The 22,870-nt window shown below is 43.8% G+C and carries 23 protein-coding genes and 2 other annotated features; all 23 genes read right to left on the reverse strand.

Going from position 1 to position 22,870, the window contains the following annotated elements; translation table 11 throughout:
• Window positions 1–40: 40 nt before the first annotated feature.
• A complete protein-coding gene (gene rpsL / locus AC622_RS19525; RefSeq protein WP_049672552.1) occupies window positions 41–463 on the reverse strand; it encodes a 30S ribosomal protein S12 in 423 nt (140 codons plus the stop codon).
• Window positions 464–565: 102 nt separating this feature from the next.
• Window positions 566–814 carry a 50S ribosomal protein L7ae-like protein gene (locus AC622_RS19530; RefSeq protein ID WP_049672553.1) on the reverse strand — a complete coding sequence of 83 codons (249 nt, stop codon included), beginning with the start codon at window positions 812–814 and terminating at the stop codon, window positions 566–568.
• 169 nt (window positions 815–983) lie between these two features.
• The gene (gene rpoC / locus AC622_RS19535; RefSeq protein WP_049672554.1) at window positions 984–4,577 is read right to left on the reverse strand and encodes a DNA-directed RNA polymerase subunit beta'; all 3,594 of its coding nucleotides are present in this window, start codon (window positions 4,575–4,577) and stop codon (window positions 984–986) included.
• Window positions 4,578–4,616: 39 nt separating this feature from the next.
• A complete protein-coding gene (gene rpoB, locus AC622_RS19540) occupies window positions 4,617–8,180 on the reverse strand; it encodes a DNA-directed RNA polymerase subunit beta (RefSeq protein WP_049672555.1) in 3,564 nt (1,187 codons plus the stop codon).
• A gap of 244 nt (window positions 8,181–8,424) precedes the next feature.
• A complete protein-coding gene (locus AC622_RS19545) occupies window positions 8,425–9,030 on the reverse strand; it encodes a class I SAM-dependent methyltransferase (RefSeq protein ID WP_049672556.1) in 606 nt (201 codons plus the stop codon).
• 164 nt (window positions 9,031–9,194) lie between these two features.
• Window positions 9,195–9,557, reverse strand: a complete 363-nt coding sequence (rplL, locus tag AC622_RS19550; RefSeq protein WP_049672557.1) for a 50S ribosomal protein L7/L12 — start codon at window positions 9,555–9,557, stop codon at window positions 9,195–9,197.
• A 60-nt stretch (window positions 9,558–9,617) separates the two neighbouring features.
• The gene (rplJ, locus tag AC622_RS19555; protein WP_049672558.1) at window positions 9,618–10,118 is read right to left on the reverse strand and encodes a 50S ribosomal protein L10; all 501 of its coding nucleotides are present in this window, start codon (window positions 10,116–10,118) and stop codon (window positions 9,618–9,620) included.
• Between the two features lie 29 nt (window positions 10,119–10,147).
• Window positions 10,148–10,293, reverse strand: a sequence feature (ribosomal protein L10 leader region).
• Between the two features lie 62 nt (window positions 10,294–10,355).
• Window positions 10,356–11,045, reverse strand: coding sequence for a 50S ribosomal protein L1 (gene rplA, locus AC622_RS19560; protein WP_049672559.1), 690 nt, complete (start codon window positions 11,043–11,045; stop codon window positions 10,356–10,358).
• Between the two features lie 95 nt (window positions 11,046–11,140).
• Window positions 11,141–11,566, reverse strand: a complete 426-nt coding sequence (rplK, locus tag AC622_RS19565) for a 50S ribosomal protein L11 (RefSeq protein WP_049672560.1) — start codon at window positions 11,564–11,566, stop codon at window positions 11,141–11,143.
• Window positions 11,567–11,743: 177 nt separating this feature from the next.
• Complete coding sequence (nusG, locus tag AC622_RS19570) at window positions 11,744–12,277, reverse strand: transcription termination/antitermination protein NusG (protein WP_049672561.1); 534 nt, start codon at window positions 12,275–12,277, stop codon at window positions 11,744–11,746.
• Window positions 12,278–12,491: 214 nt separating this feature from the next.
• On the reverse strand, window positions 12,492–12,674 hold the full coding sequence (gene secE / locus AC622_RS19575) for a preprotein translocase subunit SecE (RefSeq protein ID WP_049672562.1): 183 nt from the start codon (window positions 12,672–12,674) through the stop codon (window positions 12,492–12,494).
• A gap of 45 nt (window positions 12,675–12,719) precedes the next feature.
• Window positions 12,720–12,890 (reverse strand): 50S ribosomal protein L33, encoded by a 171-nt coding sequence (gene rpmG / locus AC622_RS20850; protein WP_442853813.1) that lies wholly within the window; start codon window positions 12,888–12,890, stop codon window positions 12,720–12,722.
• Window positions 12,891–12,971: 81 nt separating this feature from the next.
• Window positions 12,972–13,598, reverse strand: a complete 627-nt coding sequence (sigH, locus tag AC622_RS19580; RefSeq protein ID WP_442853820.1) for an RNA polymerase sporulation sigma factor SigH — start codon at window positions 13,596–13,598, stop codon at window positions 12,972–12,974.
• A gap of 81 nt (window positions 13,599–13,679) precedes the next feature.
• Window positions 13,680–14,192: an NYN domain-containing protein gene (locus tag AC622_RS19585; protein WP_049672564.1), complete on the reverse strand. Its 513-nt coding sequence runs from the start codon at window positions 14,190–14,192 to the stop codon at window positions 13,680–13,682.
• Between the two features lies 1 nt (window position 14,193).
• Complete coding sequence (gene rlmB, locus AC622_RS19590) at window positions 14,194–14,937, reverse strand: 23S rRNA (guanosine(2251)-2'-O)-methyltransferase RlmB (RefSeq protein WP_049672565.1); 744 nt, start codon at window positions 14,935–14,937, stop codon at window positions 14,194–14,196.
• Window positions 14,938–14,942: 5 nt separating this feature from the next.
• Window positions 14,943–15,347: a Mini-ribonuclease 3 gene (locus tag AC622_RS19595; RefSeq protein WP_049672566.1), complete on the reverse strand. Its 405-nt coding sequence runs from the start codon at window positions 15,345–15,347 to the stop codon at window positions 14,943–14,945.
• 4 nt (window positions 15,348–15,351) lie between these two features.
• The gene (gene cysS / locus AC622_RS19600) at window positions 15,352–16,749 is read right to left on the reverse strand and encodes a cysteine--tRNA ligase (protein ID WP_049672567.1); all 1,398 of its coding nucleotides are present in this window, start codon (window positions 16,747–16,749) and stop codon (window positions 15,352–15,354) included.
• Window positions 16,730–17,395, reverse strand: coding sequence for a serine O-acetyltransferase (cysE, locus tag AC622_RS19605; protein WP_049672568.1), 666 nt, complete (start codon window positions 17,393–17,395; stop codon window positions 16,730–16,732). The genes cysS and cysE overlap by 20 nt, the downstream gene beginning before the upstream one ends.
• A gap of 99 nt (window positions 17,396–17,494) precedes the next feature.
• Window positions 17,495–17,743: a binding site (T-box leader), on the reverse strand.
• 42 nt (window positions 17,744–17,785) lie between these two features.
• Window positions 17,786–19,243 (reverse strand): glutamate--tRNA ligase, encoded by a 1,458-nt coding sequence (gltX, locus tag AC622_RS19615; RefSeq protein WP_049672570.1) that lies wholly within the window; start codon window positions 19,241–19,243, stop codon window positions 17,786–17,788.
• A gap of 83 nt (window positions 19,244–19,326) precedes the next feature.
• Entirely contained in the window at window positions 19,327–19,803 is a 477-nt protein-coding gene (ispF, locus tag AC622_RS19620; protein ID WP_049672571.1) for a 2-C-methyl-D-erythritol 2,4-cyclodiphosphate synthase, read from the reverse strand.
• On the reverse strand, window positions 19,796–20,494 hold the full coding sequence (gene ispD / locus AC622_RS19625; RefSeq protein WP_049672572.1) for a 2-C-methyl-D-erythritol 4-phosphate cytidylyltransferase: 699 nt from the start codon (window positions 20,492–20,494) through the stop codon (window positions 19,796–19,798). The genes ispF and ispD overlap by 8 nt, the downstream gene beginning before the upstream one ends.
• 26 nt (window positions 20,495–20,520) lie before the next feature.
• Entirely contained in the window at window positions 20,521–21,615 is a 1,095-nt protein-coding gene (locus AC622_RS19630) for a PIN/TRAM domain-containing protein (RefSeq protein ID WP_049672573.1), read from the reverse strand.
• 193 nt (window positions 21,616–21,808) lie between these two features.
• Window positions 21,809–22,870: a DNA integrity scanning diadenylate cyclase DisA gene (gene disA / locus AC622_RS19635; protein ID WP_049672574.1), complete on the reverse strand. Its 1,062-nt coding sequence runs from the start codon at window positions 22,868–22,870 to the stop codon at window positions 21,809–21,811.

Here is a 22,870-nt window from a genome sequence, read left to right on the forward strand (position 1 = left end):
TTTTGTTCCTCCTTTCAAAGAAGTGGTTATTTTTTGTTGATTATTTTTTTGCTGCTTTAGGTTTTTTAGTACCGTATTTAGAACGACCTTGCATACGGTTGTTAACGCCAGCAGTATCAAGAGCACCACGTACGATATGGTAACGTACACCCGGAAGGTCTTTTACACGTCCTCCGCGGATAAGTACAACGCTGTGTTCTTGCAAGTTGTGGCCGATACCAGGAATGTAAGCAGTAACCTCGATTCCATTAGTCAAACGTACACGCGCATATTTACGAAGCGCGGAGTTCGGTTTCTTTGGAGTCATAGTACCCACACGAGTACATACCCCACGTTTTTGTGGAGATGATACGTTAGTTTGGGATTTTTTGAAGCTGTTGTAGCCTTTATTCAAAGCTGGAGACTTTGATTTTTCTTCTTTAGATTTACGTGGCTTACGTACCAATTGGTTAATAGTTGGCATGATGTTTCCTCCCTTCAAAATTGGTTCCCCTAGTCCCACACATCCAGGTGGTTCATAAAAGGGTAAAAACAAAGTTTTTGCATCAACTGCAAAAACAGTTTTCTATTTCATAATGACAACAGCTGCTGCACCAACATCAATCTTGCATGCTTTTCCGAGCAACCTCATTGAGTCTACATATTCGACTGGCACTGAGTACTCATTAGCAGTATCAATGACTTTGGAAGTGACGCGTGAATCCGCATCAAGCGCAATCACGACTGCTTTTGCATTACCTGTGCGCAGAGCTTTCACTGTCTGTTTCGTCCCTATTATCAGGTTTTGGGCCTGAGATACTTTTTCATAAGACATATTGTATATCCTCCAAAGTAACAGGTTAATAGGAGCACCTTTGCTATAGTAACACTTTCAAATCATCTATGTCAACAACCGCATCAAAAAAACTTCGTTTTTTGATTGTTGACTGGAATGAAAGCAGCCAGATCCGAAAATCTGGCTGCAAACTTTCCAGTTACAAGGCTTATTCAGCTGTAACCGTTTCTTCTTTCTCTGTCAATACAGGAACGGCTTTACGATAGCGCTGCATACCTGTACCAGCAGGGATCAGCTTACCGATAATAACGTTCTCTTTAAGACCGAGAAGCTCGTCACGTTTTCCTTTGATTGCGGCATCTGTAAGAACACGAGTTGTTTCTTGGAAGGATGCAGCAGACAAGAAGGAATCCGTTTCAAGAGAAGCCTTCGTAATACCGAGCAAGACTGGGCGTCCAGTTGCCGGGTTTTTGCCTTTAAGAAGTGCTTCGCGGTTTGCTTGCGTGAATTGATGGATATCAAGCAGCGTACCTGGAAGGACATCTGTTTCACCTGCGTCGATGACACGGATTTTCTTAAGCATTTGACGAACCATAACCTCTACGTGTTTGTCGCCAATTTCTACCCCTTGCATACGGTATACTTTTTGAACTTCCTTCAAGAGGTACTCTTGTACGGAACGTACATTTGTTACCTTGAGAAGCTCTTTCGGATCGATAGACCCTTCTGTAAGCTCTTGACCTGGAACAACCATGTCATTGACATTCACTTTCAAGCGAGCAGAGTATGGCGCTGTGTAAGAACGGCTTTCCACTGCACCTTGAATAGTGATTTCTTGTTGTTTGTCGCGAATCTCATTAATGGAGATAACTGTTCCTTCGATTTCAGAAATAACAGCCTGACCTTTAGGATTACGCGCCTCGAACAACTCCTGAATACGTGGAAGACCTTGTGTAATATCGTCTCCGGCAACCCCGCCCGTATGGAATGTACGCATTGTCAACTGTGTACCTGGTTCACCGATGGATTGAGCCGCGATGATACCAACAGCTTCCCCAACTTCAACCTCTTGACCAGTTGCCAAGTTGCGGCCGTAACATTTCTTACATACGCCATGGCGAGTGTTACAAGTGAAGGCAGAACGAATCCACACTTCTTCAATACCAAGCTCTTCAATCTTCTGAGCAAGATCTTCTGTGAAGATTTCATTCTCATTGATTAGAACTTCGCCTGTTTCAGGATGTTTCAATTTCTTCCTTGCATAACGTCCTACAAGACGCTCTTCAAGGCGTTCGATGACTTCAGTGCCATCTTTCAATGCTTTAACAACCAAGCCGCGGTCTGTTCCACAGTCATCCTCGCGAACGATAACATCCTGTGCAACGTCAACCAAACGTCTTGTTAAGTAACCGGAGTCAGCTGTTTTCAGCGCTGTATCGGCAAGTCCTTTACGCGCACCGTGAGTGGAGATGAAGTATTCCAATACGGTTAAGCCTTCACGGAAACTTGACTTGATTGGGAGCTCAATAATACGACCAGCCGGGTTGGCCATCAAACCACGCATACCAGCAAGCTGCGTGAAGTTAGATGCGTTACCACGGGCACCGGAGTCACTCATCATGAAGATTGGGTTCAAGTGGTGCAAGGATGCCATCAGCTTGCTTTGGATTTCATCCTTCGCTTCACTCCAAATGGAGATAACACGGTCATAACGCTCTTCTTCCGTGATGAGACCACGTCTGAATTGCTTCATGACACCGTCAACCTTCGTTTGAGCTTTATCAAGAATTTCTTGTTTCTCTGGTAATACGACGATATCTGCAACCCCTACCGTAATACCGGCACGAGTAGAGTATTTGAATCCTAGATCCTTCATGCGGTCAAGCATTTTCGACGTCTCAGTGATTTTGAAACGCTTGAACACTTCCGCAATGATGTTTCCAAGAATTTTCTTCTTGAACGGCTGGATTCTTTCGCGTTCAGCGAAGATTTCCTTCACGTTTGCACCCTTTTCAACGAAGTACTTCTCTGGTGTTTTTTCTTCCAGATTAGAACGTGTAGGTTCGTTGATGTATGGGAATGTTTCAGGAAGAATTTCATTGAAAATCAATTTACCGACAGTTGTCAGCAATAATTGTTTGTTTTGTTCTTCCGTGAATGTTTGGTTATTTAAAGAACTTGCATGTACAGCTACACGTGTATGCAAGTGAACATATCCATTTTGGTAAGCAAGGATGGCTTCGTTTGTATCATTGAAGATCATCCCTTCGCCGACTGCTCCTGGTCTTTCCATCGTTAGATAGTAGTTACCAAGTACCATATCCTGAGATGGTGTAACAACCGGTTTTCCATCCTTAGGGTTAAGGATGTTTTGAGCTGCAAGCATGAGAAGGCGTGCTTCTGCTTGAGCTTCTGCTGATAAAGGTACGTGAACGGCCATTTGGTCACCGTCAAAGTCAGCGTTGTAGGCTGTACATACGAGCGGATGCAAACGGATTGCGCGTCCTTCAACCAATGTCGGCTCAAACGCTTGGATTCCCAAACGGTGAAGCGTAGGGGCACGGTTCAAGAGAACTGGATGCTCCTTAATAACCTCTTCAAGCACATCCCAAATATCCGGAGAATGTCTTTCGATCTTTCTCTTAGCGGATTTGATGTTGTGTGCTAGACCTTTTTCAACTAGCTCTTTCATAACGAAAGGCTTGAATAGCTCGATAGCCATTTCTTTTGGCAGACCGCATTGATACATCTTAAGGTTCGGACCTACGACGATAACGGAACGTCCGGAGTAGTCAACACGTTTACCAAGCAAGTTTTGACGGAAACGGCCTTGTTTCCCCTTAAGCATGTGGGAAAGAGATTTAAGCGGACGGTTACCCGGTCCTGTTACAGGACGGCCGCGGCGTCCGTTGTCAATCAATGCATCGACAGCTTCCTGCAGCATACGTTTTTCATTTTGTACGATGATGCTAGGAGCGCCTAAGTCAAGAAGACGTTTCAAACGGTTGTTACGGTTGATGACACGACGATAAAGATCGTTCAAGTCACTTGTTGCGAAACGTCCGCCGTCAAGCTGAACCATTGGACGAAGTTCCGGCGGAATAACCGGAAGTACATCAAGGATCATCCAAGAAGGCTCATTTCCGGAGTTACGGAATGCTTCCAATACTTCAAGACGTTTAATCGCACGTGTACGGCGTTGTCCTTGAGCTGTTTTAAGCTCTTCCTTCAAGGCATCAACCTCTTTGTTGAGGTCTACATCTTGAAGAAGCTTTTTAATGGATTCAGCACCCATGCCAGCTTGGAACTTACTGCCGTATTTATCGCGGTAAGCGCGGTATTCTTTCTCAGATAGAAGTTGTTTCTTCTCAAGGGCTGTATCGCCTGCTTCTGTTACAACATAAGAAGCGAAGTAAATAACCTCTTCTAGCGCACGAGGGGACATGTCTAAGACAAGACCCATACGGCTAGGAATACCTTTAAAGTACCAGATGTGGGAGACAGGAGCGGCCAATTCGATATGGCCCATACGCTCACGTCTCACCTTCGCTCTAGTAACCTCTACGCCACAGCGATCACAAACGACGCCTTTGTAACGTACTCTTTTATATTTACCGCAATGGCATTCCCAGTCCTTAGTAGGACCGAAAATGCGTTCACAGAACAACCCGTCTTTCTCAGGTTTTAGTGTACGGTAGTTAATTGTTTCTGGCTTTTTCACTTCTCCGAAAGACCAAGAGCGAATCTTATCCGGTGAAGCAAGGCCTATTTTCATATACTCAAAATTATTTACATCCAACAAGGGGCCTACCTCCCTTTCTGTATCCCAATCTCACTCTGGTTACTCTATCGTTCCAACCGTTTCTGATTCAGGGCTTTTCACATCTGGATCAATGGTCAGCGTATCTGCTTGGTGGATATCATCATCATCTTCAAGGTCACGCATTTCAATTTCTTGATCGTCACCAGAGAGAATCTTCACATCCATACCTAAGCTTTGAAGTTCCTTGATTAATACTTTGAAGGATTCAGGAACTCCTGGCTCAGGAACATTGTCGCCTTTGACAATCGCCTCGTATGTTTTCACACGGCCGACAACATCATCGGATTTAACTGTAAGAATCTCTTGAAGAGTGTATGCAGCACCATAAGCTTCAAGCGCCCAAACCTCCATCTCACCGAAACGCTGTCCACCGAATTGAGCTTTACCGCCAAGCGGCTGCTGCGTAACAAGTGAGTATGGCCCAGTTGAACGGGCATGGAGTTTATCGTCAACCATGTGCGCCAATTTGATCATGTACATGATACCAACAGAAACGCGGTTGTCGAATGGTTCTCCTGTTCTTCCATCGTAAAGAATCGTTTTAGCATCGCGAGCCATTCCGGCTTCTTCGATTGTATCCCAAACATCTTCTTCCCTCGCACCATCAAATACAGGTGTCGCTACATGGATACCAAGCTTTCTAGCAGCCATGCCGAGGTGAAGCTCCAATACCTGACCGATATTCATACGTGATGGTACCCCTAATGGGTTCAACATGATATCGACAGGTGTTCCATCTGGAAGGAATGGCATGTCTTCTTCCGGCAATATACGGGAAATTACCCCTTTGTTACCGTGACGCCCGGCCATTTTATCTCCCTCATGGATTTTACGTTTTTGAACGATGTATACGCGCACCAATTGGTTAACGCCTGGCGGCAGTTCATCGCCGTCTTCACGAGTGAAGACTTTTACGTCGTGGACAATTCCGCCGCCGCCATGTGGCACGCGAAGGGATGTATCACGAACTTCACGGGCCTTCTCACCGAAGATTGCATGAAGCAATCTTTCTTCAGCTGTCAGCTCAGTTACACCTTTAGGCGTTACTTTACCAACAAGAAGGTCTCCGTCTTTTACTTCCGCACCGATGCGGATAATACCGCGCTCATCCAGGTTACGAAGGGCTTCTTCCCCAACGTTTGGAATATCACGCGTGATTTCTTCAGGCCCAAGCTTAGTATCACGGGCTTCTGATTCATATTCTTCAATATGAATAGATGTATAGACATCGTCTTTTACAAGACGCTCACTCATAATGATGGCATCCTCATAGTTGTAACCATCCCATGTCATGAAGGCAACAAGCACGTTTTGACCGAGTGCCAATTCGCCAAGTTCCATGGAAGGACCATCTGCAAGGATTTCGCCTTTGACCACGCGGTCTCCAGCTTTAACGATTGGGCGTTGGTTGTAGCAAGTACCTTGGTTAGAACGGATGAATTTAAGGGTACGGTATTTATCAAGATTACCTTTTACCTCTTGGCCATCCACTTCGCTGATGCGTCTTACCCAGATTTCTCTTGCTTCAACATGTTCAACAATACCCGGATGTTTACAGATGACAGCTGCTCCGGAGTCTTTACCAGATACATATTCCATCCCTGTTCCGACAAGCGGAGCCTGTGGTCTGATGAGAGGTACAGCTTGACGCTGCATGTTCGCTCCCATTAGGGCACGGTTGGAGTCATCGTTTTCTAAGAACGGGATACAAGCTGTCGCAGCAGATACTACCTGTTTAGGCGATACGTCCATATAATCGACGCGGTCACGTTTAACAGCCGTGTTCTCACCGCGGAAACGCGCAACAACTTCTTCGTTTTTGAACGCGCCATCTTCTGTTAATGGAGCATTCGCTTGTGCTACTACATATAAATCTTCCTCATCAGCAGTCAAGTAATCGATTTGATCGGTTACTCTTCCTGTCGCAGGGTCAACACGGCGGTATGGTGTTTCAATGAAACCATACGGGTTCACCTTCGCGAAGGAGGACAAGGAGTTAATAAGCCCGATGTTCGGACCCTCTGGTGTTTCAATCGGACACATACGGCCATAGTGAGAGTAGTGAACGTCACGTACTTCCATTCCGGCACGTTCCCTTGTTAAACCACCAGGTCCAAGGGCAGATAGACGGCGCTTATGCGTCAATTCAGCAAGCGGGTTTGTCTGGTCCATGAATTGAGACAATTGAGAGCTTCCGAAGAACTCTTTAATGGACGCGATCACCGGACGGATATTGATGAGCTGCTGCGGCGTGATTGTGTTCGTGTCTTGAATAGACATTCTCTCACGTACAACACGTTCCATACGGGATAGACCGATTCTGAACTGGTTCTGAAGAAGTTCGCCGACAGAACGAAGACGGCGGTTACCTAAGTGGTCGATATCATCCGTATCGCCGACACCGTGCAATAAGTTAAAGAAGTAACTGATTGATGCAACGATATCTGCAGGCGTGATATTTTTCACTTTCTTCTCGACATAAGCATTGCCGATAACATTAATGACTTTTTCGCCTTCTGCATCGTTCGGAGCATAAATCTTAACGTTCTGAATGAGAACATCATCTTCTACGACTCCGCCAGCAGGGTTGTACGTTTTGAAGCCAATCCCGTTTTCAAGGTAAGGAATGATCTTATCAAGCGTACGGCGATCTAAAATAGCATCTTTTTCAACAAGGATTTCGCCTGTCTCTGGGTCTACCAAAGTTTCAGCTACACGCTGGTTGAATAAACGATTTTTTATATGAAGCTTTTTGTTGATTTTATAGCGTCCAACATTCGCAAGATCGTATCTCTTCGGATCGAAGAAACGTGAAACGAGCAAGCTCTTTGCATTTTCAACCGTAGGCGGCTCGCCTGGGCGAAGACGCTCATAAATTTCAAGCAAAGCTTTTTCTGTACTTTCCGTATTGTCTTTCTCTAGCGTATTACGGATATATTCGTTGTCACCGACTAGATCGATGATTTCTTGATCAGAGCCGAATCCAAGGGCACGCAAAAGAACCGTTACCGGCAGCTTTCTTGTACGGTCGATTCTGACGTATACGACATCCTTCGCATCTGTTTCATACTCCAGCCATGCGCCACGGTTCGGAATAACGGTTGCAGTGAAACCTTGCTTTCCGTTTTTATCTACTTTTCCGCTGTAGTACACACTTGGGGAGCGCACCAATTGCGATACAATAACGCGTTCGGCACCGTTTATGATAAACGTTCCTGTTTCTGTCATGAGAGGGAAATCACCCATAAAGACATCTTGGTCTTTAACTTCACCCGTCTCTTTGTTTACAAGCCTTACTTTAACCCGTAATGGGGCGGAGTAGGTTACGTCCCTCTCCTTAGATTCTTCCACAGGGTATTTCGGATCTCCGAGACTGTAATCGATAAATTCCAGAGACAGATTTCCTGTAAAATCCTCGATAGGGGAAATGTCCTGGAACATTTCTCTTAAGCCCTCATCAAGAAACCATTGATAGGAAGAGGTTTGAATTTCAATTAAATTCGGCAATTCGAGCACTTCGCTAATGCGCGCATAGCTCCGGCGTTGGCGATGTCGTCCATACTGAACAAGTTGACCTGTCAACTGATTCACCCCTCATATAAAGCGTTTATAATTAATTTATCACTCCGCCTTGAATTGGCGGTTGAACAAAAAAGAAAAAGGGTTTCACACTGAAAACCACAATCTCAAAAACGCATAGTATTGGTTTATTTTTTCCATATTATCCAGAACATATACACATAAATTTATTCATCCTTGAAAATGTGCAGGGTGTCCCAAATTATATATTTGCATTTTATAATATTAACATAGGCATATTGTCAAGTCAAACTTTTTTAGATTTCAAAATATAGTAGCCTTTTTTCTTCAAAACGACCTCTACATTCCCAAATACTTCTTCCATCTTCGCCATGGCACTCGGTGCTCCCTGCTTCTTCTGGATAACAATCCACAGTTCGCCGCCATCAGCTAAAAATCGTTTGCTTTCCTCCAAAATTTCATGCACAATTTTCTTCCCAGCACGAATTGGAGGGTTTGAGATGACCGCCGCAAAACTCGCTTCCTTCACTGCACTAAATACGGAACTCTCATAAACCTTCACATTGGCAATTCCATTTGTATGTGCATTTTCCTTTGATAGATCGATGGCTCTCGCATTCACATCTACCATATGAATGGTCTTGTTTGGATATAGACTTGCGACCGATAAGCCTATCGGGCCATAACCGCAGCCAATATCTATGATTGGCTGATCCTCTTCAAGACTGCATTCAAAGGCTTCAATCAACAATCTTGAACCAAAGTCAACCTCTCGTTTCGAAAAAACTCCGGCATCTGTTTTAAAGCGGAATTCCTTGCCTCTCAGCGTAAAGCTCCATTGTTCAGGCTTGCTTTCGACCTCAGGATTACGGGAGTAATAATGATTTGTCATACATAGCTCCTCCTAAGCAACCACATTTTCTAAAAATCTCTTTTTTGCTTCATTCAAAACTCAAATCATTATAGTATGCCGGTATACAGCAATCTATATACTCATAAAGGCTAAAAAAAGCCCGCTGTATTCGCAGCGAGCTTTTTTTGATGGCAAATGTTAAATTACTTAACTTCTACGCCAGCGCCAACTTCTTCAAGTTTAGCTTTGATTTCTTCAGCTTCTTCTTTAGAAGCGCCTTCTTTAAGAGCTTTTGGAGTGTTGTCAACAAGTTCTTTTGCTTCTTTAAGACCAAGACCTGTGATTTCACGTACCACTTTGATAACTTTGATTTTTTGATCGCCAGCAGAAGCTAGGATTACATCAAATTCAGTTTTTTCAGCTGCAGCTTCTCCGCCAGCAGCACCAACCATAGCTACAGGAGCAGCTGCAGTTACGCCGAATTCTTCTTCAATTGCTTTTACAAGATCGTTAAGTTCTAAAACAGTCATATTTTTGACTGCTTCAATGATTTGTTCTTTAGTCATTATAAAGTTCCTCCTTAATTTTAGTAAATCATGATATACGTATTGCTCATCAAGAAGCGATTAAGCTCCTTGTTCTTCTTTTTGATCTGCCACTGCTTTTGTAGCAAGCGCCAAGTTGCGGATAGGAGCTTGAAGCACGCTGAGCAACATGGATAGCAAACCTTCGCGGGATGGAAGATCCGCAAGTGCTTTAATTTCTTCAACAGATGCAACGTTACCTTCGATAACACCTGCTTTGATTTCTAGAGCTTCGTGTTTTTTCGCGAAGTCATTCAAGATTTTAGCCGGAGCTACAACGTCCTCGTTACTGAATGCAATCGCATTTGGACCAGTAAGAGCTTCGTTAAGGCCAGAAAGTTCAACTTGATCTGCCGCACGGCGAGTCATAGAGTTTTTGTAAACTTTGAACTCGATGCCTGCTTCACGTAGTTGTTTACGAAGTTCTGTCACTTCTGCAACGTTCAATCCACGGTAGTCAACAACGACTGTGGAAACACTGTCTTTCAGTTTGCCAGCAATTTCGTCAACAATTTGTTTCTTTGCGTTAATCGCACTGCTCATATTAACACCTCCTGTAGAATGTTACCATTCACACCCGTAAAAAACCTCCATATCTAAACTAGACATGGAGGTACGATGATAGTCCGAACAAAATAGTTCTATTATGATCGAATACCTCGGCAGGAAATTAAGCTTTATCAGCACCTGCTGTCTATGGCATAAATGTTAAGTTTTATTTATAACACCTGACAAATTATATAAAATAATAATCAGGTTGTCAAATATATTTTATTAAGCTTAGAAAGAAGATGGGTCTACTTTTACGCCAGGTCCCATAGTAGTAGTGATGGCAACGTTTTTCATGTATGTGCCTTTAGCAGCAGCTGGCTTCGCTTTTTGAAGTGTTTCAAAAATAGTTGTGAAGTTCTCAACTAGCTTGCTGTCTTCGAAAGAAACTTTTCCGATTGGCACGTGAATGTTACCAGCTTTATCTACACGGTATTCAACTTTACCAGCTTTGATTTCATTGATTGCTTTTGTAACATCGAATGTAACTGTACCTGTTTTAGGGTTTGGCATTAAACCTTTTGGTCCAAGGACACGGCCTAATTTACCAACTTCACCCATCATGTCAGGAGTTGCAACGATGACATCAAAATCGAACCAACCTTGTTGGATTTTGTTGATGTAGTCAGTATCTCCAGCGAAATCAGCACCTGCAGCTTCAGCTTCTTTAAGCTTTTCACCTTTTGCAAATACTAATACGCGTTGAGTTTTACCAGTACCGTTTGGAAGAACAACCGCACCGCGGATTTGTTGGTCCGCTTTCTTAGGGTCAACCCCAAGACGGAATGCTACTTCTACAGTTGCGTCGAATTTAGCGAAGTTTGTTTTCTTAGCTAGTTCAACTGCTTCTGTTACGGAATATGCTTTTGTACGATCGATAAGCTGAAGTGCTTCAGCATACTTTTTGCTTTTCTTAGCCATTATTAATATCCTCCTAATATTGTGGTTATAACGGAATTTGACCTCCCACGAAAAAGGTTGCGAGTGTACCGACATTCGCAACCTCCATACAACAATTAGTCTTCGATGACAATACCCATGCTGCGGGCAGTACCTTCTACCATACGCATAGCTGCTTCAACGCTTGCTGCGTTTAAGTCAGGCATTTTTGATTCAGCGATTTCACGTACTTTGTCACGTTTAACTGTTGCAACTTTATTACGGTTTGGTTCACCAGAACCAGACTCGATTCCTGCCGCTTTCTTAAGAAGAACAGCTGCTGGAGGAGTTTTCGTAATAAAAGTGAAAGAACGGTCTTCAAATACTGTGATTTCAACAGGGATGATTAGACCTGCTTGTTCTGCTGTACGAGCGTTGAACTCTTTACAGAAGCCCATGATGTTAACACCGGCTTGACCTAGTGCAGGACCAACTGGTGGAGCTGGATTAGCTTTTGCTGCAGGAATCTGCAATTTCACGATTTTAATTACTTTTTTAGCCACGAGACACACCTCCTTATCGTCCGTGATGTGGTAAATGGGCTTTTGCCCTCCCACTCGAATATACAATCATTCTTTATTCGTCCATAAAGAATATACCATTAGTTCAGGTCTCGTATTGAGACATACTGACCTTTGAAATCTTATCATTTTTTAATATGAAAGGCAAGTTTTTCAGGATTATAATTTTTCTACCTGGTCGAAATCCAATTCTACCGGGGTATCCCTGCCAAACATATTAACAAGCACCTTCAATTTGCCCTTCGCTTTATCAAGCTCTTCGATTGTGCCTGCAAATTCCGCAAACGGACCTTCTTTCACCTTAACTGCATCTCCGACAAACAAGTCGATTTCGATTCGTTTCTCATCCATGCCCATGCGCTTAAGAATCACTGTTGCTTCATCTGGCATCAACGGGATCGGCTTTGAGCCAGAACCTGTTGATCCTACGAACCCGGTAACACCTGGTGTATTCCGGACCACATACCAGGAATCATCCGTCATAACAATCTCAACGAGAACATAGCCAGGGAATACTTTCTTCTTCACGACTTTTTTCTTGCCGTTTTTGATATCGGTCTCTTCCTCTTCAGGAACGATGACACGGAAGATCTTATCTTGCATCCCCATCGATTCGACGCGTTTTTCTAAATTTGCTTTTACTTTGTTCTCGTAACCGGAATACGTATGAACAACATACCAATTTTTCTCCATTTCTTTAGGACTTAATGTCCTTCCCTCCTTGTATACGGTAATATAGGGAAATACCTATCATGTAAATCATCAATCTGTCATTCTCGACAACAGCAGTCGTTTCCTGCTTAACATAGGGCGTTTTTTAGACAAATTAAAAAACCCGTTTCCGGGCTTCTTAGTAACGTTTGTTTATGCTAATTTCCATTATACCATGTTTTACGCTCTTTATTCACTATCCAAGAATAAGACGAATAAGTTCTGATAAACCTAAATCAATAACTGCAAAAAATACGGACATAATAATAACAGTTGCGAGAACTGTAATCGTATACGTCGTTAGCTCTTTTCTCTTAGGCCAGCTAACCTTTTTCATTTCGCGTGATACGCCTCGGAAGAACTCTAGAATGCGTCGCATTAATATGAAACCTCCAACCTACAGTATTCTCAGGATCTAAACAGTTTAGATTGTTTGTTTATGAGGTGTGTGAGTATTACAGGCTTTACAAAATTTATTGAGTTCGAGCCTAAGCGCCTTTTCCTCAGCTTGTTTGTAATTCGTTGTATAATTCCTCGAGCCACACTTCGTACAAGCAATGATTACTTTTTTATTCATATTTACACCTATATTCATGACAATTCAATAACAAATTTATCATGTAGAAAATTGTCTGTCAATAATCCCATTGCCGCCATTCCTACATGTGAATGCTCTCTATCGAACTTCTAAATAACGTTCCAGCTTGCGTTTGACCCGCTGCAGGGCATTGTCGATTGACTTTACATGCCGGTTAAGCTCTTCCGAAATTTCCTGATAGGATTGTCCATCTAGATACAGTGAGAGTACCTTTCTCTCAAGGTCGCTTAGCAGCTCACCCATCTTAAGCTCTATATAATCAAATTCTTCCTGATTAATGATTAACTCCTCCGGGTCCATTACCTTTACACCGGTAATCACATCCATCAATGTCCGGTCAGATTCCTCATCATAAATAGGCTTGTCCAAGGAAACATAGGAATTAAGCGGGATATGCTTCTGCCTGGTCGCCGTCTTAATTGCCGTGATAATCTGCCTTGTAATGCACAGCTCGGCAAATGCTTTGAAGGAGGTCAGTTTATCCTCCCGGTAGTCCCTGATGGCCTTGAATAGGCCGATCATTCCTTCTTGAACAATATCCTCTTTGTCTGCGCCTATCAAAAAATAGGTTCTCGCTTTAGCCCTAACAAAGTTTCTATACTTGTGTATCAAATAATCCAGGGCTTCGCTATCTCCCTTTTGCACACGGTCAACCAACAATTCATCATCCAAAAGACCATAGTCGCCACTCAAGCTTACCCCGATAGATATTGCCACACCGATCCCTCCGTAGGATACCAAAGATAGAAATATTATACAGTAAGCGTTTTTAGAGCGTCAATGTCCTCAAAGATTTCCTCGTCGCCATTTTTCGAATATTTCCGACACTTCTCGACTCAACTGAATGCGAGAGCTTGGCTGTTTTTCCATCTTTTCGTTTAGCTTTTTGTCGATTTCTTTTTGTATATAGCCCATTTCCTGCAATAATTCTCTTGCAGATTTTCTGTACGCACCTTGTGCGAATATTGTCCTTTGTTCTGTATAGTCAGAGGTAGCCACATATACCCTTGTATTGATTTTGATTAATTCAGATGCCAAACGCTCAATTCGTTCATCTGCAGTTTCATTCTCTTTTGTGAAAATAACCTCAACCTTTGAATTTCGGTACTTCTTTTCCGTCCCTTGAACATAATAGGCATCAAAAACAATGATGACCTGATGGCCTGAGTAACCTTGGTACTCAGCCATCATGTCAATCAGCCGATCTCTTGCGGCAGCTAAATCAAGGTCTCTCAGCCTTTTCAGGTCCGGCCAGGCGCCAATGATATTATAACCATCCACAACCAGTATGGTTTTCATATTATTCCCCTAAAGGATAACGCTTGCGGTAAACCTCATACATTAGCAGGCTTGCCGCTACACTGGCATTGAGGGATGTAACATGGCCGACCATTGGCAAGTGGAAGAGGAAATCGCATTTTTCTTTGATAATCCGACTCATTCCGCGGCCTTCACTGCCAATAACAATTCCAAGCGGCATCGTCCCGTCCATTCTGCGGTAATCCTGACTTCCTTTTGCATCCGTTCCCGCAATCCATACACCGCGTTCCTTTAATTCCTCAATCGTACGCGAAAGATTTGTCACACGAACAACTGGTACATGCTCAATCGCCCCTGTTGAGGATTTGGCTACTGTTGCCGTCAAGCCGACAGCTCTTCTTTTTGGAATAATAATACCGTGCACGCCCGAGGCATCAGCCGTACGAAGAATGGATCCTAGGTTATGAGGGTCCTCAAGCTCATCAAGGAGCAGGATAAACGGATCCTCCTGTTTCTTCTCAGCCAGGCGGAAAATATCATCAAGCTCCGCATATTGATATGCCGCCACTTGGGCGATAACTCCCTGATGATTCCCCTCGACCATTTGGTCAAGCTTCTTCTTCGGCACAACTTGGATCATGACTTTATTTTCTTTCGCGACAGCGATGACCTGCTGGATTTGCCCCTTAGTTGCTCCTTCTGCAACCCAAATCTTATGAATGTCCCGCTCCGAGCGCAGTGCCTCAAGCACCGTATTGCGTCCCATAATTAAATCATCGCTCATTCTTTTCACTTCCCTTCTTTAAATTGAATGGATAACCTGATAATTTCATTCAAACGTTCCTCCTGTCTACTTCCATACAAATAACCAATCAGCGCCTCAAAGGCTGTTGAATAGCGATAGGTCTGAACATCCGTATTCTTCGGCACAGTTCCAGACTTTGCATTCCTGCCTCTTCTTACAACGGCTTCTTCTTCCTCGCTCAACAGCTTCTCATCAAGCATGTAATGAAGCACGGCGCTTTGCGCTCTTGCTGATACAAATTTCGTGGCTTCTTTATGAAGCTTATTAGGCTTGACCTGCCCTAAGAGTAAGAGATGATGCCGGATATACACCTCATAAACGGCATCACCCATATAGGCAAGAGCCAGACTTCCCAATCCTTTTACATCAAGCTCCTTCAAATCAAACATTCTCTTATCCCCGTTTCCAACGCGTGCCTTGAGGTGTATCCTCCAGGATGATGTTCATCTCTTTCAATTGGTCCCTGATCTCATCCGAACGGGCGAAATTGCGTTCCTTTCTCGCACGATTGCGTTCTTCAATTAATTTTTCCACTTTTTCGTCCAATGTCTCTTCAACCTCAATCGGCATTCCGAGCACTCCGAACAATACCTTAAATTCATTCAAGAAGGCATCAATCACATCAGAGGAAGTAACCTTTTCAAGCAAATAATGATTTCCAAGCTTCGAAAGCTCAAATAAAACAGATATCGCATTAGCTGTATTGAAATCGTCATCCATAGCTTCTTCAAATGATGCATGCAGTCCCTTAATTTTCTCGAGCCATTCCTCATCATTTGTCGTGATATTCGTGCTGGCTGTTTGGCGATGCTTTAAGTTCTCATACGTCGTACGTAAGCGGTCAAATGACAGCTTCGTTGCCTCAAGCAATTCTTCGCTGTAATTGATTGGGTTGCGGTAATGAACAGAAAGGATAAAGAAGCGCAAAACAATTGGATCGTGATGTTTGATAATATCATGAACAGTGACAAAATTACCGAGAGATTTGGACATCTTCTCATTATCTATATTGATATAACCATTATGCATCCAATAATTTGCGAATGGCTTACCAGTCAATGCCTCTGATTGGGCAATTTCATTCTCATGATGAGGGAACGCCAAGTCCTGACCGCCGGCATGAATATCAATTGTATCTCCTAGATATTTTTTCGCCATAGCGGAGCATTCAATATGCCATCCAGGGCGCCCCTTGCCCCACGGACTGTCCCAGGAGATTTCTCCTTCCTTAGCCGCTTTCCACAAGGTGAAATCAAGCGCATCCTGCTTTCTTTCATCCACTTCAATACGCGCGCCTACTCGGAGCTCATCGATGGACTGGTGTGAAAGCTTGCCATAACCGTCAAACTCTCTTGTTCGGAAGTAGACATCGCCGCCCGATTCATACGCCATTCCCTTATCAACTAAGGCTTGAATAAATTCAATGATTAAATCCATGTTTTCCATAACCCGCGGATGCACATCAGCCTTTTGGCAGCCTAGGGCTCCTACGTCCTCAAAGTAGGCTTGAATAAATCTGTCAGCAGTCGCTGGAACATCCTCATGCAGCTCACGTGCAGCTCGAATCAACTTATCATCGACATCCGTGAAATTGGAGACATACTTGACGTCATATCCCTTGTATTTCAAGTAATTTCGAACCGTATCAAAAACAATTGCCGGTCGCGCATTTCCTATATGAATATAATTATATACAGTCGGACCGCATACATACATCTTCACTTTTCCTTCCTCTATCGGTTGGAAGGGCTCTTTCTTTCTCGTCAGCGTATTATATATTTGAATGCTCATGCTTTGTTAGCTCCTTTCGTAATTCCTGCAGTTCCTGCTTCAATTCATCAATCTGCTGCTGCATTTGCTGACATTGATCATCAACTGGGTCTGGCAGATCACGATGGTTCAGATCCTGCTTCAACCGAATCCCGTCTTTAATGACTACCTTGCCTGGGATACCCACAACAGTTGAATTTGCCGGGACATCCTTCAAAACAACCGAACCCGCACCAACCTTTGAGTTCTCCCCGATGATGATGGACCCAAGTACTTTCGCACCTGTCGCAATCAAGACATTATCCTCTATCGTTGGATGCCGCTTGCCACCTTCTTTACCGGTGCCCCCAAGCGTCACACCTTGATAGACAATGACATTATCCCCAATCTCACACGTTTCCCCAATTACGACTCCCATGCCATGGTCAATGAAAAATCGTCTTCCAATCTTTGCTGCCGGGTGAATCTCAATACCGGTGAAAAACCGGCTGATCTGTGATACAGCCCTCGCAAGAAACTTGAATCGTCGTTTATATAAGGCATGTGCAATGCGGTGGTTCCAAATCGCATGCAGACCTGAATACGTTAAGATAATCTCAATCGTAGAACGAGCAGCAGGGTCTTGCTCAAATATGACATCAATATCCTCTTTCATTCGCTTCCACACTTGCATAACCCCCTCTTCATATGGCTCTTAGTAAAACCCACGAGCCCGCGTAAAGCCTTCCCCATCCATAAAAATAAAAAAGCGCCTCTGCCATTGAAGGACAGAGACGCTATCAAATGCGCGGTTCCACTCTGTTTGGGCTCTCTATATGACAAGAACCCCAACTTTTCCATTTCGTAACGGCAATGGGATGCCGCCTTCTCCTACTAGTCCGCTCATACGGTGTTCAAAGAAGGGCTCAGGGGCGCATTCAGATTACTTGACGGCTTAAACCACTTCCAGCCAATGGTGGTTATTCTCTGTCAAACCTCAGACGTAATCTTACTCTTCCCCGCTCAACGCTTTATCCTATTAGATGTATCTATACTATATTATATTTCCGCTCAATTGTTAACGTAAAAGTCCTTCTAAACGCATCTTTACTTTCTCGCGGCCAAGAAGAGCAATTGCTTTTGGAAGGTCTGGACCATGAGCTTGTCCAGTTACAGCCACACGAATCGGCATGAACAGCTTCTTGCCCTTGTGACCTGTTTCCTTCTGAACGCGTTTGATGGCAGCTTTGATCTCTGCATCCGTAAATTCAGGCAATGCATTTACCTCATTTAGGAAGGCACCAAGCACTTCTGGAACAGTCTCATCCCCTAGTATTTCCTTCGCATCTTCATCATAAACAAGCTCATCCTTAAAGAATAATCCGGAAAGCTCAACGATCTCTGCACCGAAGCTCATTTGCTCTTGGTAAAGCTCAACAAGCTTGTACACCCATTGGCGTTCTTCCTCCGTCATATTCTCAGACACACGTCCTGCCTTCACAAGATGTGGAAGAGCCAGCTCAAGTGCGCGCTCTGTATCAACCTTCTTCATGTACTGATTATTCATCCATGTAAGCTTTTGCTTATCGAACAATGCCGGAGATTTAGACAGACGGTCAGCATCAAAGATAGAAATGAACTCATCCTTCGTGAAGAGCTCCTCTTCACCGCTCGGAGACCAGCCTAGCAATGCGATGAAATTAAACAGTGCCTCAGGCAAGTAGCCCAATTCCTCATACTGTTCAATGAATTGGATGATAGACTCATCACGCTTACTTAATTTCTTACGGCTTTCATTAACAATCAATGTCATATGGCCGAACACAGGAGGCTCCCAGTCAAATGCCTCATAGATCATCAGCTGCTTCGGTGTATTGGTAATATGGTCATCTCCGCGCAGAACATGGGAGATTTCCATAAGATGATCATCAATCGCCACAGCAAAGTTATAGGTTGCAATACCGTCTTTCTTAATGATGACATAGTCGCCGATACCATCTGATTCAAAGGATACTTCCCCTTTGACCATATCATTGAAGGTGTATACCTTGCCTTTAGGGACAGCGAAGCGAATGCTAGGCTTTCTGCCTTCTGCTTCCAATGCTTCTTGCTGCTCCTTCGTCAAATGACGGCATTTACCGGAATAAGCTGGTGTTTCACCGCGTTCCATTTGTTCTGCACGCTCTTTCTCTAATTCCTCTTCCGTGCAGTAGCATTTATAAGCCATATCCCTGTTCATCAGGTCTGTATAATATTGTTTATAAATATCAAGACGCTCAGACTGGCGGTAAGGGCCATAAGCTCCCTCGCAGTCAATGCTTTCATCCCAGTCCATACCGAGCCATTTCAAATACTTCAACTGGCTCTCTTCGCCGCCTTCAATATTTCTTTTTTGATCTGTATCTTCAATACGGATAATAAAGCTTCCGCCTTGGCTTCTCGCAAATAAGTAATTAAATAATGCTGTTCTGGCATTACCGATATGAAGATGTCCGGTTGGACTTGGCGCATACCGAACACGAATACTGCTTGTCATTCTTTTTTCCTCCCAAAAAGATAAAGTAACTAATTGTGGGTTCATTTTACCACTAATTCATAAAGGAAGAAAACTGCCCGGCCTTATTCTTTTACCAAAAGGACGGCTGCCTGTGAGGCAATCCCCTCTCCTCTACCCGGAAAACCGAGCTTCTCTGTTGTTGTCGCCTTCACATTAACCTGTTCCATTTCAGCCTCTAGGATACCCGCAATCACTTCTCGCATTTGATCGATGTATGGGCGCATTTTTGGACGCTCCGCAATGATTGTGCAATCGATATTGCCAAGCTTATAGCCTTTCTTCTTTGCAATTGCCCATACTTCTTTCAGCAGCAGTTTTGAGTCAGCATCCTTAAATGCCATATCCGTATCAGGAAAATGCTTGCCAATATCCCCTTCCGCCAGTGCACCTAAGATTGCATCAGCCACCGTATGCAGCAAAACATCTGCATCAGAATGACCTAGCAAGCCTTTGTCATGAGGGATGGTTATTCCCCCAATAATCAACGGACGGCCTTCCACTAATTGATGTACATCAAACCCTTGCCCTATTCTAATCATGCTGGACTCCTTTATTCTTCTCCAGTATGGCTTTTGCGAAATACAAGTCCTCTGGAGTCGTAATTTTGATATTATCGTAATTCCCTTCCGTAATCGCCACTGGCATACATAAACGCTCGACCAAACTCGCATCATCCGTTCCGAGGAACCCATCCTCTTGCGCCTTACTATGTGCACGCTTCAGGATGGACACACGAAAAGCTTGCGGGGTTTGAATAGCCCACAAGCTTGAACGTTCGATCGTTTTCGTGATGAAGGAGTCTTCTGCCTGCTTAATCGTATCCTTAACCGGTACTGCAAGAACACTTGCGCCATGTTCGGCAGCATCCTTTATCAGCTTCTCAATGAGCGGGCGGGTAATAAATGGTCTTGCCCCGTCATGGACGAGAGCAATCTCCGTTTCATCGGTTAGAGAATCAACTGCGTTCTTCACACTATATTGCCGCTCGCTGCCTCCATGAATGAGCTCAATCGGTACCGGCAATTGCCAATTCTCTGAAAGAACCTGAAAGTCAGACTCTTCGGAAGGATTCACCACAAGGAGAATACGTTTGCAATTCTCATCTGCGCCAAATTGACGCAATGTATGAGAGATGATTGGCTCACCTTCAAGCTCAATCCAGAGCTTATTCCGGTCTGCCTTCATTCTCTTCCCCTGCCCCGCGGCAGGAATAATGACTTCATACTTCATGATTACAATACCCCTAAAAATTCGGTTTAAAGAGCCTTTTCTAATAATTTCGGTTTGGCGAAGATCATCCGGCCTGCAGAGGTCTGCAGTACAGACGTTACAATGACGTCAATCTTCTTGCCGATATAATTGCGTCCCTCTTCCACTACAATCATTGTACCATCATCCAGGTAAGCAACCCCTTGGTTCTGCTCCTTACCATCCTTGATGACTTGAACATTCATCTCTTCACCTGGGATGACGACTGGCTTAACCGCGTTCGCCAATTCATTAATATTCAGCACCTGGACATTCTGGAATTCACATACCTTATTCAAGTTGAAATCATTTGTAACCACGATTCCATCAATTGTTTTTGCCAATTTGACCAGCTTGCTGTCCACCTCAGAGATATCCTCAAAATCTCCCTCATACATCTCGACTTCAATAGGGAGTTCCTTTTGAATCTTATTCAGGATATCAAGTCCCCTGCGGCCTCTAGTACGCTTCAATGCATCAGAGGAATCCGCAATATGCTGAAGCTCTCCAAGCACGAACTGCGGGATTACAAGCGGGCCCTCTAAGAAGCCTGTCTTGCAGATATCAGCGATTCGGCCGTCAATGATGACACTTGTATCAAGGACCTTACGCTTAACTGGTGAGTCCTCCGCTGTTTCACCATCCCGCTCAGAGCCCTTTTTCTTTGTCTTCACAGAATTCGTCACAAGCTTCGTCAGCTCATCCCGCTTCTTAAACCCTACCTGAAATCCTAAATAACCGCATATTAATGTCAAAAGAATCGGAGAAACCGTATTCAATATGGGAATAGGCACTTGATTCAACGGCAATGTAATCAAAAATGCCAACAAGAGCCCAATTAACAAGCCCATACTTCCAAAGATAATATCCGTAATAGGGGCAATCAATAATTGCTCCTCAATCCATTTAATAAAATGGGCGACATAGTCAACCAACCAGAAAGTAATGAGATAGAATATAATTGCACCTAAAATAGCAGAAGAAATCGGATTCGTTATTAATTCATTATCAATATTGATCAATGGTAATAAATCAGGCAAAATACCCATGCCCAGTGCCCCGCCGATAAATATGAAACAAATTTGCAGTATTCTTTTCAACATTCTTTCACCTCCTATAATTAATTATAAACGAGCAGAAACACCCATCCTACTTATTTCCCTATAAAACTGAAGCTGTAAACATCCTGTAAAGCGTCTGTAACATTTCCCTTGAGACCATATTTTTGGCATTTTTCAAGCCTATCTCTTTCATTATACCTTTTAGTATGTCAGCTAGATGTCAGAATTCTGCCTTTTATAATTTATTGACACTTTTAAGGTTTTTTAATCCTTGATGAATCTTCTTCGCACGGACCTCCCCGATTCCTTCTACTTCATCTAAATCCTCCACTCCCGCCTTCATTAAGCCAGGCAAAGTTTTAAAGGTTTTGACGAGATTTTGGATAATCGATAAAGGAAGCCTTGGAATCTTATGCAAAGCCCGATACCCGCATGGTGCTATCGATTGCTCAGGCGGCATTGCTCCTGGATAGCCAAGGGCCTTCATAAGAGCCGTATCCTCAATCACTTCTGATTGAGACATTTCGCTTAACAGCTCAAACACCTTCTCCGGGGAGCAGGCATCAGGCTGATGGTGATAATCCTTTAGAATATGAAAGGCCTCTTGCTCTACACCGCTCAGCATTTCCTTCAGCTGGAGCCGAAGCAAGCGCCCCTCTACCCCAAGCTCATTCATATAGGATAGGAGCTCTGTTTTAATTCGGATAACCATAATCAGCCGGTTCAAGACATGGGTAAGGTCACCGAATGTTACGAGCTCCTCAAATTCCAGCTTGCTTAGATTTTGGATGCTTTCCTCAAGCACGGAACGGTATTTTTCCAAGGTCTGCATGGCCTGATTCGCCTTCGTCAAGATGACTGACAGTTCCTTCAAGGCATAACGGAAATTCCCTTGATAAAGGGTAATAATATTTCGCCGCTGCGAGATGGCAATCACGAGTGATTTTGTCTCCTTCGCAATTCGTTCCGCTGTCCTGTGACGCATGCCTGTCTCCATGGAAGGAATCGTTTTGTCTGGCACGAGATGTGCATTCGCAAACATAATAGTATCAATCTTATCATTCAAAATAATTGCCCCATCCATTTTCGCGAGCTCATATAAATAGCTTGGTGAAAACGGGCAGCCAATCTTAAACCCTCCATCGACAAGGCCCTTTACCTTATCGTTATAGCCGACAACGATTAAGCCTCCTGTATTAGCTCGAAGCACATTGTCCAAGCCTTCTCTGAGCGGTGTCCCCGGGGCTACAAGCTGTATGATCTGTGATTTATCCCGTTCGACTACCTTTTTATCCAT

The organism is Bacillus sp. FJAT-27916, from assembly GCF_001183965.1.
GTDB lineage: Bacteria > Bacillota > Bacilli > Bacillales > Pradoshiaceae > Pradoshia.

Bases quoted from the DNA above. Each gene is read 5' to 3' on its own strand.
- nusG (WP_049672561.1), bottom strand. From the start codon at position 12,277: ATGGAGAAAAATTGGTATGTTGTTCATACGTATTCCGGTTACGAGAAC.
- rplL (WP_049672557.1), bottom strand. From the start codon at position 9,557: ATGACTAAAGAACAAATCATTGAAGCAGTCAAAAATATGACTGTTTTA.
- AC622_RS19585 (WP_049672564.1), bottom strand. From the start codon at position 14,192: ATGAAAACCATACTGGTTGTGGATGGTTATAATATCATTGGCGCCTGG.
- ispF (WP_049672571.1), bottom strand. From the start codon at position 19,803: ATGATTAGAATAGGGCAAGGGTTTGATGTACATCAATTAGTGGAAGGC.
- rpmG (WP_442853813.1), bottom strand. From the start codon at position 12,890: ATGAATATAGGTGTAAATATGAATAAAAAAGTAATCATTGCTTGTACG.
- rpsL (WP_049672552.1), bottom strand. From the start codon at position 463: ATGCCAACTATTAACCAATTGGTACGTAAGCCACGTAAATCTAAAGAA.
- rlmB (WP_049672565.1), bottom strand. From the start codon at position 14,937: ATGAGCGATGATTTAATTATGGGACGCAATACGGTGCTTGAGGCACTG.
- disA (WP_049672574.1), bottom strand. From the start codon at position 22,870: ATGGATAAAAAGGTAGTCGAACGGGATAAATCACAGATCATACAGCTT.
- cysS (WP_049672567.1), bottom strand. From the start codon at position 16,749: ATGAGCATTCAAATATATAATACGCTGACGAGAAAGAAAGAGCCCTTC.
- gltX (WP_049672570.1), bottom strand. From the start codon at position 19,243: ATGACAAGCAGTATTCGTGTTCGGTATGCGCCAAGTCCAACCGGACAT.
- rplJ (WP_049672558.1), bottom strand. From the start codon at position 10,118: ATGAGCAGTGCGATTAACGCAAAGAAACAAATTGTTGACGAAATTGCT.
- AC622_RS19595 (WP_049672566.1), bottom strand. From the start codon at position 15,347: ATGTTTGATTTGAAGGAGCTTGATGTAAAAGGATTGGGAAGTCTGGCT.
- AC622_RS19530 (WP_049672553.1), bottom strand. From the start codon at position 814: ATGTCTTATGAAAAAGTATCTCAGGCCCAAAACCTGATAATAGGGACG.
- ispD (WP_049672572.1), bottom strand. From the start codon at position 20,494: ATGAAGTATGAAGTCATTATTCCTGCCGCGGGGCAGGGGAAGAGAATG.
- secE (WP_049672562.1), bottom strand. From the start codon at position 12,674: ATGCGACGCATTCTAGAGTTCTTCCGAGGCGTATCACGCGAAATGAAA.
- AC622_RS19630 (WP_049672573.1), bottom strand. From the start codon at position 21,615: ATGTTGAAAAGAATACTGCAAATTTGTTTCATATTTATCGGCGGGGCA.
- rplA (WP_049672559.1), bottom strand. From the start codon at position 11,045: ATGGCTAAGAAAAGCAAAAAGTATGCTGAAGCACTTCAGCTTATCGAT.
- AC622_RS19545 (WP_049672556.1), bottom strand. From the start codon at position 9,030: ATGACAAATCATTATTACTCCCGTAATCCTGAGGTCGAAAGCAAGCCT.